12 protein-coding genes are annotated in these 12,889 nt (G+C 72.0%); 10 read left to right on the forward strand and 2 right to left on the reverse strand.

Going from position 1 to position 12,889, the window contains the following annotated elements:
* Positions 1 to 10: 10 nt before the first annotated feature.
* Positions 11 to 2,161, reverse strand: coding sequence for an MMPL family transporter (locus tag BAY60_RS22600; RefSeq protein ID WP_112283048.1), 2,151 nt, complete (start codon positions 2,159 to 2,161; stop codon positions 11 to 13).
* A gap of 85 nt (positions 2,162 to 2,246) precedes the next feature.
* Here BAY60_RS22600 and BAY60_RS22605 point away from each other — a divergent pair, with 85 nt between their 5' ends.
* The 7 genes from BAY60_RS22605 to BAY60_RS22635 all read left to right on the forward strand — a co-directional run bounded on the left by BAY60_RS22605 (position 2,247) and on the right by BAY60_RS22635 (position 7,440).
* Positions 2,247 to 2,927, forward strand: a complete 681-nt coding sequence (locus BAY60_RS22605; protein ID WP_112283049.1) for a TetR/AcrR family transcriptional regulator — start codon at positions 2,247 to 2,249, stop codon at positions 2,925 to 2,927.
* 62 nt (positions 2,928 to 2,989) lie between these two features.
* Positions 2,990 to 3,967, forward strand: coding sequence for a helix-turn-helix transcriptional regulator (locus BAY60_RS22610; protein WP_112283050.1), 978 nt, complete (start codon positions 2,990 to 2,992; stop codon positions 3,965 to 3,967).
* Positions 3,964 to 4,944 carry a helix-turn-helix transcriptional regulator gene (locus tag BAY60_RS22615; protein WP_112283051.1) on the forward strand — a complete coding sequence of 327 codons (981 nt, stop codon included), beginning with the start codon at positions 3,964 to 3,966 and terminating at the stop codon, positions 4,942 to 4,944. Before BAY60_RS22610 ends, BAY60_RS22615 begins: the two co-directional genes overlap by 4 nt.
* 10 nt (positions 4,945 to 4,954) lie before the next feature.
* Positions 4,955 to 5,200 carry a bacteriophage holin gene (locus BAY60_RS22620; RefSeq protein ID WP_112283052.1) on the forward strand — a complete coding sequence of 82 codons (246 nt, stop codon included), beginning with the start codon at positions 4,955 to 4,957 and terminating at the stop codon, positions 5,198 to 5,200.
* 12 nt (positions 5,201 to 5,212) lie between these two features.
* A complete protein-coding gene (tatA, locus tag BAY60_RS22625; RefSeq protein WP_112283053.1) occupies positions 5,213 to 5,554 on the forward strand; it encodes a Sec-independent protein translocase subunit TatA in 342 nt (113 codons plus the stop codon).
* 64 nt (positions 5,555 to 5,618) lie between these two features.
* Entirely contained in the window at positions 5,619 to 6,551 is a 933-nt protein-coding gene (gene tatC / locus BAY60_RS22630; protein WP_112283539.1) for a twin-arginine translocase subunit TatC, read from the forward strand.
* 7 nt (positions 6,552 to 6,558) lie between these two features.
* Complete coding sequence (locus BAY60_RS22635) at positions 6,559 to 7,440, forward strand: diacylglycerol/lipid kinase family protein (protein WP_112283054.1); 882 nt, start codon at positions 6,559 to 6,561, stop codon at positions 7,438 to 7,440.
* Between the two features lie 81 nt (positions 7,441 to 7,521).
* Here BAY60_RS22635 and BAY60_RS22640 read toward each other — a convergent pair whose 3' ends face one another.
* On the reverse strand, positions 7,522 to 7,893 hold the full coding sequence (locus tag BAY60_RS22640) for an MmcQ/YjbR family DNA-binding protein (protein WP_112283055.1): 372 nt from the start codon (positions 7,891 to 7,893) through the stop codon (positions 7,522 to 7,524).
* A gap of 146 nt (positions 7,894 to 8,039) precedes the next feature.
* Here BAY60_RS22640 and BAY60_RS22645 point away from each other — a divergent pair, with 146 nt between their 5' ends.
* The 3 genes from BAY60_RS22645 (at position 8,040) to BAY60_RS22655 (ending at position 12,879) form a co-directional block, all read left to right on the forward strand.
* Positions 8,040 to 10,820 (forward strand): DEAD/DEAH box helicase, encoded by a 2,781-nt coding sequence (locus BAY60_RS22645; RefSeq protein WP_112283056.1) that lies wholly within the window; start codon positions 8,040 to 8,042, stop codon positions 10,818 to 10,820.
* Between the two features lie 108 nt (positions 10,821 to 10,928).
* On the forward strand, positions 10,929 to 11,642 hold the full coding sequence (locus BAY60_RS22650) for a DUF4333 domain-containing protein (RefSeq protein ID WP_112283057.1): 714 nt from the start codon (positions 10,929 to 10,931) through the stop codon (positions 11,640 to 11,642).
* 43 nt (positions 11,643 to 11,685) lie between these two features.
* A complete protein-coding gene (locus BAY60_RS22655; protein ID WP_112283058.1) occupies positions 11,686 to 12,879 on the forward strand; it encodes a GNAT family N-acetyltransferase in 1,194 nt (397 codons plus the stop codon).
* Positions 12,880 to 12,889 lie beyond the last annotated feature (10 nt).

The raw sequence follows: 12,889 nt of genomic DNA on the forward strand, positions 1-12,889 counted from the left end.
GGGGTGAGCCTCAGACCTGGACGGGTTTCCGTGGGTCTCGCGGCGCCGGTGGTGGCGTCTCGGTGAGGCCGATGCGGCGGTGGAGCCTGCGCAGCGGGCCCGGTGCCCACCAGGCGGCGCGCCCGAGCAGGCGGAGGCTTGCGGGAACCAGCAGGCCGCGGACGATGGTGGCGTCGACGAGGATGGCCAGGCCGGTGCCGATGCCGAACATCTGGATGAAGCTGACTCCGCTGGTGCCGAAGGCGAAGAAGCTCACCGCAAGCAGGACGGCGGCCATCGAGACGATGCGGCCCGTGCGGGACAGGCCGTCGACGGCCGCGTGGACGGTGCCGACCCCGTGGTCGTGGGCTTCCTTGATGCGGCTGAGGACGATCACCTCGTAGTCCATGGACAGGCCGAAGGCGATGCAGAACAGCAGCATGAGCATGCTGGTGTCCAGCGGCAGCGGGGTGAAACCGAGCACCGAGGACAGCCAGCCCTGCTGGAAGACCAGCACGAGCACGCCGAAGGTCGCCGAGAGGGCCAGCATGTTGAGCACGAGGGCGCGCAGCGGCTGGACGACGCTGCCGGTGAACAGGAACAGCAGCACGAACGTGGTCAGCGCGATGAGGCCCAGCGCGAAGGGCAGCAGGTCGGCGATGGCGGTGGTGCTGTCGAGCAGCACGGCGGCGTCACCGCCGACGAGTGTGTCCACGCCCCGTGGTGGGGGCAGGTCCCGGATGTGTTCGACCACCTGGCGCGCGGCCTCCGAGCGGGACTCCTCGGCGGTGAGGACGGTGTAGTGCTGGCCCTGGGCGGCGGGCTGCACGCCGGTGACGCCGGGCACGGCCGCGAGTCGTTCGGCGTAGTCGGCGGCGTCGGCCTGCTCGACGGGGCCGGTGGTGACCACCTGCACGGCGCGCGTGGTGTCACCGGGGAAGTCCTCCCGCAGGGTGTCTCCGACGATCCGGCTGGAGGCGGAGGTGGGCAGCACGCGCTCGTCGGGGGTGCCGAACTCGACCCGCAGCAGCGGGGCCGCGGCGAGCACGAGCAGCAGTACGGCGGGTGCCGCGATCAGCAGCGGCCTGCGGGCGGCGGTGCCGGCGACCCGGCCCCAGAAGCCGGACACGGTGGTCGGTGCGTGGCGCCGCCAGGGCAGCGCCCCGGCGTTGACGCGCGGGCCGAGGACGGCGAGCAGGGCGGGCAGGGTGAAGAGCGCGGCCAGCATGGCGATGAGCACGACGCCGATGCCCGCGTAGGCGAAGGAGCGCAGGAAGTACTGCGGGAACAGCAGCAGCGCCGACAGCGCGGCGGCCACGGTGATGGCGCCGAAGGTGACGGTGCGGCCCGCGGTCTGCACGGTGCGGACCACCGCGTCGCGGGTGGCCAGGCCTGCGCCGAGCTCCTCGCGGAACCGGCTGACCATCAGCAGCGCGTAGTCGATGGCGAGGCCGAGCCCGAGGCCGGTGGTGAGGTTGATGGCGAACACGGACACGTCGGTGAGCGAGCCGAGTACCGACAGTTCGGCGAACGTGCCGAGGATGGCGATGCCGCCGATGGCCAGCGGGAGCAGGGCGGCGACGACGCTGCCGAAGACGAGCACGAGCAGCACGAGGATCAGCGGGACGGCGATCGATTCGGCGATCAGCAGGTCGGTGCCGACTTGGTCGCTGATGTCGGCGCCGACGGCGGCGCCTCCTCCGAGGTCGACGCGGATGGGACCGTCGGTGCCGCGGTAGCGCTCGGCGAGGTGCTCCACGGCGCTGCGGCTGTCGCCCGCGTCGCCCAGGTCGTCGGCGAGGCGGGCGGTGACGAGGGCGTGGTCGCCGTCGGGCGACCGCAGCGGTGGGGCGCCGGTGCTGAAGTACGAGGTGACGCCGGTGAGTGCGGGTTCGGCGGAGAGCCTGCCGGTGAGGCGTTCGCCCGCCGCCCTGGCGGCGGGGTCGTCCACGGTGCCGGTGCCGGCGCTGACGACGAAGACGAGGTCGGCCGGGCCGTCGAAGCGGTCTTCGAGGGCGTCGGCGGCAAGGCTGGATTCGGCGGCGGGGTCGGCGAAGCCTTCCGCCTGCAGTTTGCCGAAGGCGGTGAAGCCGAGCGCACCCGCGCCGGCCAGGACGAGAACGGTGACCGCCAGCACCGCGCGGGCGTGGTCCGCGGCGAACCGGCCGATACGAGCGAACATGGCAACCCCAGTCATCGATGTTGACGCATGTAAACTTGGCAGGCGTTAACTTGCCACCGATGTACACGGGTGTCAACATTGCGCTGTGAGTTCCTCAGTTTCTGTTCGAGCCGGCTATCACCACGGCGACCTGCGCAACGCGCTCATCGAGGCCGCGGCGGAACTGGCCCGCACGGGCGGGCCGCAAGCCGTGACCATCCGCGCGGCCGCCAGGGCGGTCGGCGTCACGCCGACCGCCGCCTACCGGCACTTCTCGGGCCACGAGCAGCTGCTCGACGCGACCAGGGACGAGGCGATGCTGCGCATGTCGCAGGCGATGAACACGGAGCTGGCCTGCCGCCCCGAGGACACCGACCGTGTCACCAGGGCCCTGCGCGACCTCGCCGCGATCGGGCGTGGTTACCTCAACTTCGCGCTGGCTCAGCCGGGCCTGTTCCGCACGGCGTTCTGCCTCGACGCCAAGCCGCTGCCGCCGGTGGACGAGCAGGTCAACGACGGCCCGTTCCAGAAGCTGCTCACCGTGCTCGACGAGCTGGTCGACTGTGGTTACCTGCCCGCCGAGCGGCGTCCGATGGCGGAGTTCGCCGCGTGGTCGCTGGTGCACGGGATGGCCACGCTGCTGATCGACGGCGCGCTGAGCGACGCGGGGGAGGACGTCCGCAAGGAGGTCGTCGTGCGGTCGATGACCATCTTCGCCGAAGGTCTCGGCGGCGCAACGCTGACCCCCGAGCTGCGCGCGGCCGTGGCCGACGCCGCCCGTGGATGACGTGCGCGTGTCTGGCCGACACCTGCCCCGCGCCGCAGGGTACGCGAGCTAGGGTTGGCAAGGTGTCGACCGCCCGCGCCGAGCGCCTGGTCAACCTGGTGCTCGCACTCCTGTCCACTCGGCAGTACCTGACCGCCGAGCGGATTCGCGGGATCGTGCCCGGATACGCCGACGCCGCCACCGACGAGGCGTTCTCCCGCATGTTCGAGCGGGACAAGACCGAGCTGCGCGAGCTGGGCATCCCGCTGGAGACCGGGCGCAACTCCGTGTTCGACTCGGTCGAGGGCTACCGGATCGCGCGCCGCGACTACGAACTCGGCGAGATCGACCTGGCCCCCGACGAGGCGGCCGCCGTGGCGCTCGCCGTGCGGCTGTGGGACTCGCCCGAGCTGACCGGGCAGGCGCAGGGCGCGCTGGTGAAGCTGCGCGCGGCCGGGGTGGAGGTCGACGAGAACCCGTCCACGCTCGTGGAGCCGCGGGTGCACACCGAACCGGCGTTCGCCCCGCTGCTCGCGGCGGTGCAGCGGGGGCAGGTGGTGCGCTTCGACTACCGCCGCTCCGACTCTCCGGAGCGGCGCTCGCGCACGCTGGAGCCGTGGGGCGTGGTGTCGTGGAAGGGCCGCTGGTACGTCGTCGGGCACGACCGCGACCGCGCCGCGCCGCGCTGCTTCCGGCTCTCGCGCATCATCGGCGCGGTGAAGGCGGTCGGCAAGCCGGGCGCCGTGACCCGGCCTCCGGACGTCAACCTGCTGGAGTTCGTGGCGGGCACGACGCCGCACGATCCCTCGCCCGCCGCCACGGCGCGGCTGTGGGTGGCCGAGGGCCGGGCCGCCGGGGTGCGCAGACACGCCCGCGTGGTGGGCCGGATGACCGTCGGCGCCGACGACGGCGACGTGGTGGAGATCGACCTGTTCTACCCGGAAAGCGCCGCCGACTGGATCGCCGGGCACGGCCCCGACGTCGTCGTGCTGGAGCCGGACGTCCTGGCCAAGGCGGTGCAGGACCGGCTGGAGGCCGTCGTGCACGGGGAGCACGGATGAGCGGGTCGACCGAACGGCTGCCCCGGCTGCTGGCCCTGGTGCCCTACCTGCTCGCGCGGCCGGGCATCAAGATCGAGCAGGCCGCGCACGACTTCGACGTCAGCGCCAGGCAGCTGCGCAAGGACCTGGAGCTGCTGTGGATGTGCGGGCTGCCCGGCTACGGGCCGGGCGATCTGATCGACCTTTCCTTCGACGGCGACACCGTGTCGGTGACCTACGACGCGGGCATGAACCGGCCGCTGCGGCTCACCGGCGGTGAGGCCAGCGCGCTGGTCATCGCGCTGAAGGCGCTCGCCGAGACGCCGGGCGTGGTGGACACCGACGCGGTGCACAGGGCGATCGCCAAGATCGAGGCGGCCGCGGGCGATGCCCGGCCCTCCGGGGTCGTGGTGGGCCACGCGGTGCGCGAGCGGGAGGCCACCGCCCGGACCCGGGAGACGGTGCGTGCCGCGTTGCAGGCGGGCCGCGCGCTGCACCTGCGCTACTACACGGCGTCCAAGGACCAGGTCACCGAGCGCACCGTCGACCCGATGCGGCTGCTCATCGTGCAGGCCAACAGCTACCTCGAGGCGTGGTGCCGGCGCGCTCAGGCGGTGCGGATGTTCCGGCTGGACCGCATCGACCGGCTGGAGGTGCTCGACGAGCCCGCCCGGCCGCCCGCCGACGCCCGGCCGACCGACGTCTCCGACGGGGTGTTCACCCCCGACGAGAGCTACCCCGACGCCGAGCTCGTGCTGGATCCCGACACCCGATGGGTCGCCGAGTACTACCCGTGTGAGGAGCTCGCGGAGCTGGACGGCGGGCGGTTGCGCGTGCGGATGCGCTACGGCGACGAGTCCTGGATGGTGCGGCTCGTGCTGGGCCTCGGCGGCGGCGTCCGGGTCGAGAAGCCCGCCCAGCTGGCGCAAGCTGTCCGACAGCGGGCAGCCGACGCGCTGGCGCGGGCGCGTCACCTGCCCGTCACCTTGCCCCAGTAAACTCCTCGACGTGTTGTATGTGCTGAGCGTCGGGCTCGTTGCGCTCGGGATTCTCGTTCTCGGTATCGCCGCTGTCCGGATCGTGCGGGCCTTGCGCACGTACAGCCGGACGGCGAGCATGGTCTCGGCGAGTGCCCACGATCGTCTCGGCCTGCTGCGCGCGCGGTCGGCGGCGCTCAAGGTCGCCGTCGGCGAGCGGCGTGTTCGCTCGCGCACAACGGATGCACAGCCAGTACGATCGATCGTGAACGAGTAAGGGAGGCCACTGATGGGTGCATTGCAGCCGTGGCACTTGATCATCCTGGTCCTTGTCGTGGTTCTGCTGTTCGGCGCCAAACGGCTTCCGGACGCCGCGCGGTCGATCGGCAAGTCCATGAAGATCTTCAAGGCCGAGACCAAGGACATGCGCGGCGAGTCGGGCGAGTCCGACACGTCGGCCACCGACGCCGAGACCCGGCAGCTGACCGCGTCCTCCTCCGCGTCTTCCTCGACGGCCGCGCAGGCCGACGACAAGGACCAGCAGCTTGCCGATCTGCAGCGCCAGCTGAACGAGCTGAAGAGCCAGCAGCCGAACGGGACCGCGGACCAGGCCCAGAAGAACGTCAGCTGAACAACGGCCGTTTGGTCGCGAGAGAACGGAATTCTCCGTGACGGACTCCTCCGACAAGCGCCGGATGCGGCCGGGTAAGCGGCGGATGCGGAGCCGTCGGTACAACCCCGACGGCACGATGACGCTCATCGAGCACATCTACGAGTTCCGCCGTCGTCTCGGCTACGCGCTGCTGGCGATCATCGCCGGTGGCATCCTCGGGTTCCTGTGGTTCAGCAACCGGGTCGGTCCCATCCCGTCGCTCGGCGACCTGGTGACCGGCCCGTACTGCGCCATTCCCGCCGATCAGCGGTATCCGCGGGGCGAGCAGTGCCAGCTGCTGCAGACCGTGCCCTTCGAGGCCTTCATGATCCAGTTGAAGGTCGGCCTCACCGCGGGCGCGGTGCTGTTCGCGCCGCTGTGGCTCTACCAGCTGTGGGCGTTCATCGCGCCGGGGCTGTACTCGAAGGAGCGCAAGTACGCGCTGACGTTCGTCGGGTTCGCCAGCGTGCTGTTCGCGGCGGGCGCCGTGCTCGCCTACCTGATGGTGCCGCACGCCCTGGAGCTGCTGACCAACTTCGGTGGCGAGGCGTTCGCCACGTGGTTCACCGGTGACAAGTACATCTCGTTCGTGCTGTCGCTGCTGCTGATCTTCGGGGTGAGCTTCGAGCTGCCGCTGCTGATCATCATGCTCAACCGGGTCGGCGTGGTCCGTTACGACACGATGAAGAAGTGGCGGCGGGGCATCATCTTCATCCTGTTCGTGTTCGCCGCGTTCGTGACGCCCGCGGACCCGTTCTCGATGATCGCGCTGGCCGGTGCGCTGACGCTGCTGTTCGAGCTGGCCCTGCAGGTCACGCGCCTGCACGACCGCAAGCGCGACCGGCAGCGGCAGGACGAGGGCTGGGACCAGCTCTCCGACGACGAGGCCGCGCCGTTCGAGTACACGCCCAGCACGGTCGAGGACGAGCCGCCCGCCAAACCCAGCGCGGCGAGCAGCACCGACGACGTGACCTGATCCGGCCATGGGCGTGCATGCGGCGCTGGCCGTGCATCCCGCGTCGGGCAAGGGTGCGGCGGCGCGGATCGCGGGCAGTGTGGCCGCGCGGCTGCGCGAGCACGTGGACCGGCTGGACGTCCTCAGCGCGAACACGGTGGAGGAGTCGCGCGCGCTGATGACCGATGCGCGCGCCGCGGGGCTGGACGTGCTGGTGGTCGTGGGCGGTGACGGTGCCGCCCACCAGGCCGTGCAGTTCTGCGCGGGCACCGACGTCGCGCTGGGCGTCGTGCCCTCCGGCACCGGCAACGACTTCGCGAGGGCGCTCGGCGTGCCCGCCGATCCGCTGGCCGCGACCGAGACGATCGCGGCCGCGCTGGCGCAGGGCCGCACGCGCCGGATCGACCTCGGCCAGGTCGGCGGCACCTGGTTCGGCACCGTGCTCTGCGCGGGCTTCGACGCCATGGTCAACGAGCGCGCCAACCGGATGCGCTGGCCGTCCGGGCGGCGCCGGTACGACCTCGCCGTCGTCGCCGGACTGGCGGCACTGCGTCCACGGCCGCTGGTCGTGCGCACCGAGTCGGACCGGCTGGAGCTCGACGCCACGCTCGTGGCCGTGGGCAACACCGGCTGGTACGGGGGAGGGGTGCCGGTCTGCCCGGACGCGCGCCCCGACGACGGTGTTCTCGACGTGACCGTGGTGGGCAGGGCCACGCGGAGCCAGCTGCTGCGCATGCTGCCGACGCTGCGCACCGGGCGGCATCTGCGGCATCCTGCGGTGCGCACCCTGCGCGCGAGGGAGGTCAGCCTGTCGGGCAGCGACTGGCCCGCCTACGCCGACGGCGAGTCGCTCGGCAGGCTGCCGGTGTCCATCCGTTGTGCGCCGGAGTCGCTGACCGTGCTCGCCTAGCCTGCGCGCCCGTCCGAGCCCACGGTGACCTTGGGTACCTCCCCGGTACCGAAGGTGCCCTTCGGCTCGGCGCCGGACGGATCATCCCTCGCTGAGCGCCCGCCAGTGCAGCCGTTCCCGCTGCGCTTTCGGCAGCCGGGCCACCACGAGGTCGTAGGAGTCCTCGATCATGTCCCGCACCAGCTCGTCGGGCACGGACCCGTCGAGCACGACGGTGTTCCAGTGCCGCTTGTTGAGGTGGTAGCCGGGCGTGATGGCGGGGTGGGTTGCGCGCAGCTGCACGGCCAGCTCGGGCTCGCACTTGAGGCTCACGCGCAACGGCTCACCGCCCAGCGGGGCGATCGCGAAGATCTTGCCCGCGACCTTGAACACGCTGTTGCTCTCGTCGAACGGGAACTCCTCCCGGGCACCCGTGAACGCCAGGCACGCCGCCCTCAACTGTTGCGGAGTCACCCACCCAGCCTAAAGCTCCCCAATGCGGCATTCGCTCCACTGGATGGAGCGAATGCCGCATTGGTTCCACTCAACGTGACGAATGTGGCATTGGGGAGCTCCCCCCACCGCGGTTGGCTACCCGCCGCATGCGAGGACCTCGGGCGATGTGGAACCCTGGCGCCGTGGACTCATCCACTTCTCCCACGCCTGCCGAGGCCTACGCGGCCGCCCGGCGCCGCGGCAGGTACCCGCAGCTCGCCCGGTTCGCGGCCGAACTGTCGTTCGAGTTCGACGACTTCCAGGTGCGCGGATGCGAGGCGCTCGAGGACGGGCACGGCGTGCTCGTGTGTGCGCCCACCGGCGCGGGCAAGACCGTCGTCGGCGAGTTCGCCGTGCACCTGGCGCTGGCCGAGGGCCGCAAGTGCTTCTACACCACCCCCATCAAGGCGCTGTCCAACCAGAAGTACGCCGACCTGACGGCCCGCTACGGCTCCGGCAAGGTGGGCCTGCTCACCGGCGACACCGCCATCAACGGCAACGCCCAGGTCGTGGTCATGACCACCGAGGTGCTGCGCAACATGCTCTACGCGAACTCCTCGGCGGTGAACGATCTCGGCTACGTGGTGATGGACGAGATCCACTACCTCGCCGACCGCTTCCGCGGAGCGGTGTGGGAAGAGGTTATCCTGCACCTGCCCGAGTACGTGCGGTTGGTGGGCCTCTCGGCCACCGTGAGCAACGCCGAGGAGTTCGGCGAGTGGCTGGTGGCCGTGCGCGGCGACACCGCGGTAGTCGTCGACGAGCACCGGCCGGTGCCGCTGTGGCAACACATGCTGGTCGGCAACCGGCTGCTCGACCTGTTCGCCGGGGAGGAGTACGGCAAGCGCGGCGAGGCCAAGATCAACCCCACGCTGCTGCGCAAGGTCGAGGAGCTGGGGCGGATGCACGCGCCCGCCGGGCTCCGCGGCCCCCGCAACCGCCGTGGCGGGCCCCCGCAGCGCGGCCCGCGCTACCGGCCACCGTCCCGGGTGGACGTCGTGGAGCGGCTCGACCGCGCGGGGCTGCTGCCCGCGATCGTGTTCATCTTCTCCCGCGCGGGCTGCGACGCCGCCGTCGGCCAGTGCCTGCACTCGGGGCTGCGCCTCAACACGCCCGAGGAGATCGCGGAGGTGCGCCGCGTCGTGGACGAGCGCACCCGCGACCTGCCGGAGTCCGACCTCGGCGTGCTCGGCTACTGGGAGTGGCGCGAGGGCCTGGAACAGGGCATCGCGGCCCACCACGCCGGGCTGCTGCCCGCGTTCAAGGAGACCGTGGAGGAGCTGTTCGTCCGGGGCCTGGTCAAGGTCGTCTTCGCCACCGAGACCCTGGCGCTGGGCATCAACATGCCCGCCCGCACCGTGATGCTGGAGCGGCTGGTCAAGTACAACGGCGAGGCCCACGTCGACCTCACGCCGGGCGAGTACACCCAGCTCACCGGGCGCGCGGGCAGGCGCGGCATCGACGTCGAGGGGCACGCGGTCGTGCTGTGGCAACCGGGCGTGGACCCCCGCCAGGTCGCCGGGCTGGCCTCCACCCGCACCTACCCGCTGCGCTCGTCGTTTCGGCCGGGCTACAACATGGCGATCAACCTGGTCGGCCAGTTCGGTTCCCAGGAGGCCCGCGAGCTGCTGGAACAGTCGTTCGCCCAGTTCCAGGCCGACCGCTCGGTGGTCGGCATGGCGCGCCGCATCGAGCGCAACAAGGAAGCCCTCGCCGGCTACGCCGACGCGGTCCAGGGCGACTTCGACGAACTGCTGTCCTACGCCGAGCTGCGCAAGAAGATCTCCGACCGGGAGAAGCTGCTCGCCAGGCAGAACTCGGCCGCGCGCCGCGCCAAGACGGCCGAGTCGCTGGAGCGGCTGCGCAAGGGCGACGTGATCTCCGTGCCCGCGGGGCGCAGGGCCGGGCTGGCCGTGGTGGTCGACCCCGGTCTGGACCCGGTGCACGAGCCGCGGCCCGTGGTGGTCACCGAGGACCGCTGGTCGGGGCCGCTGTCGGTGGCCGACTTCCCCGCGCCGGTGGAGCCGCTGGGCCGCGTCCGGCTGCCCAGGCACGTCGAGCTGCGCTCACCGAAGACCCGGCGCGACATCGCCTCGTCACTGCGCAACACGGGCATCGACCGGCCGCAACGGCAGCGGCGCCGTTCCGGCGCGGGCGACGATGCGGAGCTGGCGTCGCTGCGGCACGAGCTGCACACGCATCCGGTGCACAGCCTGCCCGAGCGGGAGGCGAGCCTGCGCTGGGTGGAGCGCTACCAGCGGCTGGCCGCCGAGACCGCGCAGATCGAGCGCAAGGTGTCCGCGACGACCCACTCGCTGGCCAGAGCCTTCGACCGGATCCGGGCACTGCTGGCCGAACGCGGCTACCTCGGCGACGAGCGCGACGAGGTGACCGAGCACGGGCGCATGCTGGCGCGGATCTACAGCGAGTCGGACCTGCTGGCCGCCGAGTGCATCCGGCAGGGCGTGTGGGCCGGGCTCACTCCGCCGGAGTTGGCCGCCGTGGTGTCGGCCCTGGTGTACGAGGCGCGGCGGGACTCGGCGGCCGAGCCGAGGCTGCCGCAGGGTGGCGTGCCCAAGGCGTGGCTGGAGACAGCGCGGATCTGGACGGCCCTGGTGGACGACGAGCGGCGGCACCGGCTCGACACCACCCGGGAACCCGACGCCGGGTTCGCCTGGCCGGTGTACCGGTGGGCGCGGGGCGAGTCGCTGGAGAAGGTGCTCACCGCCGCCGAGGCCAACGGCCAGGAACTGTCGGCAGGCGATTTCGTGCGGTGGTCGCGGCAGGTCATCGACCTGCTCGACCAGCTCAAGGACGTGCTGGGCAAGGACGACCCGGTCGGCGGGGCGGCAGGCAAGGCGGTGCGGTCCCTGCGCCGTGGTGTGGTGGCCGCGGGCGAGGTGTGACACCGGCGTGCCCTTTGCGTGTGCCGCGGCGCGCTCTGTGGTTGGATCGCGACGACGCCCACGACACCGTGGCAGACAACGGATAGCTGGATTGGCGGAGGCAACACGATGAGCACGCCGTACGGAGGCAACGACCCTCAGCAGTGGGGGCAGCAGCCGCCTTCGGGTCCCCCGTCCGGTGGCTTCCCGAGCCAGGGCGGGTACGGGCAGCAGCCTCAGTACGGACAACAACCCGGTTACGGCCAGCAGCCGGGGTATGGCCAGTCCCAGCCGGGATACGGCCAGCAGCCCGGCTATGGCCAGCAGCCCCAGTACGGGCAGCCCGGCTACGACCCGGCGCAGTACGGGCAGCAACCGCAGTACGGGCAGCAACCGGGCTACGGCCAGGCCCCGCAGGGCTACGGGCAGCAGCCCGGTTACGGCCAGCCGCAGTACGGGCAACAGCCCTACGGCCAGCAGAGCCCCTACGGCGCGCCGCCGCAGCCGGAGGGGGAGAAGAAGTCCGGCAAGGGCCTGTGGATCGGCATCGGCGCGCTGGTCGTGGTGGTCGCCGCGGCCGCCGTGGTGCTGTTCTGGTGGCCGGGGCTGCTGGTGACCAAGGTCTTCGACAACGCGCAGGTGCAGCGCGACGTCCAGCGCATCCTCACCGAGAGCTACGGTGTGGAGGGCGTGCAGAGCGTGAGCTGCCCGGAGAACCAGGAGGTCGTGCCGGACACCACGTTCCAGTGCACGGTCACCGTCAACGGCCAGCAGCAGAACATCACGCTGGAGATCGTCGGCGAGGACGGGCGCTACAAGGTCGGCAAGCTCGAACCGCAGTAATTCGGTGGCACCCCTTGCCGGTGATCCGACAGCATCGGCACCCATGACCGACCACGTCACCCGGGTGCTGCGCGAGGACGAACTGCGTGCCGCGAACACCCTGTTCCGCGCCACCCTGCACGTCGGGCCGCCCAGCGACGACGAGTGGGACCGGCTACGTCCCGCCTACCAGCCGGGACGCACCCTCGGCGTGTTCGACGACGCGCTGATCGGCACGGCCCGGTCTCTCGACGCGGAGCTGACCGTCACCGGTGGCCGCGCCGTGCCGCTGGCCGCCGTCACCGGCGTCGGTGTCCGCGCCGACCGCACCCGGCGCGGCGTGCTCACCGAGCTGATGCGCGCGCAGCTGGCCGACCTCACCGAGCGCGGAGTCGTGGCGGCCACCCTGCACGCCAGCGAGGGCCTGATCTACGGCCGGTTCGGCTACGGCGTGGCCACGGTGGCGCGAGCCTGCACCGTGCGGCGGCGGCTCGCCCGGCTGCGCCCCGAGGTGCCCGCGGGCGGCGAGGTGGAGCTGCTGGGCGCCGACGACCCTCTCGGCAGCCTGCGGGAGACCTACGCGGCGCTGCCGCGGCGGGCCGGGATGATGAGCCGTCCCGAGCCGTGGTGGCGCGGCGCCGAGGTGTACCTGAGGCGGGGTGACGAGCCGCTGGTCGCCGCCGTGCACCACGGCACGGGCGGCCCCGACGGGTTCGTGCTCTACCGCGTGTCCCGCACCCCGGGCGCGCCGGCGACGCTGCGGGTGATCGATCTGCACTACGCCGACGCGGAGGCGTTCGCCGGCCTGTGGCGCTTCCTGCTGAACGTCGATCTGGTCGACGACATCGAGGTGGAGGAACGGCCGGTGGACGAGCCGGTCGAGCTGCTGTTCACCGATCCGCGCGCGTGCCGGGTGACCGCCGCGGGCGACGAGATCTGGCTGCGGCTGGTGGACGTGCCCGCCGCACTCGCCACCCGCGAGTGGCATGGCGAGCCGCTGGTGGTCGAGGTGGACGACCCGATGCTGGCGGGCAACACCGGCCGGTATCACGTGGGGCCGGGCGGGGCGCGGCGCACCGAGGAGCCGCCGGATCTGCGGCTGGGTGTCGACGCGCTGGCCATGGTCTATCTCGGTGCGTGGCGGCCGTCGGCGCTGGCCCACGTCGGGCGGGCGTGGCTCGCGGGCGAGGACGCCGCGGCACGGGCCGACAGGTTGTTCGGCGCACGCACGCAGGCGTGGTGCGGTACCTTCTTCTGACCTGTTGCAC

This window comes from Prauserella muralis (assembly GCF_003202285.1).
GTDB lineage: Bacteria > Actinomycetota > Actinomycetes > Mycobacteriales > Pseudonocardiaceae > Prauserella_B > Prauserella_B muralis.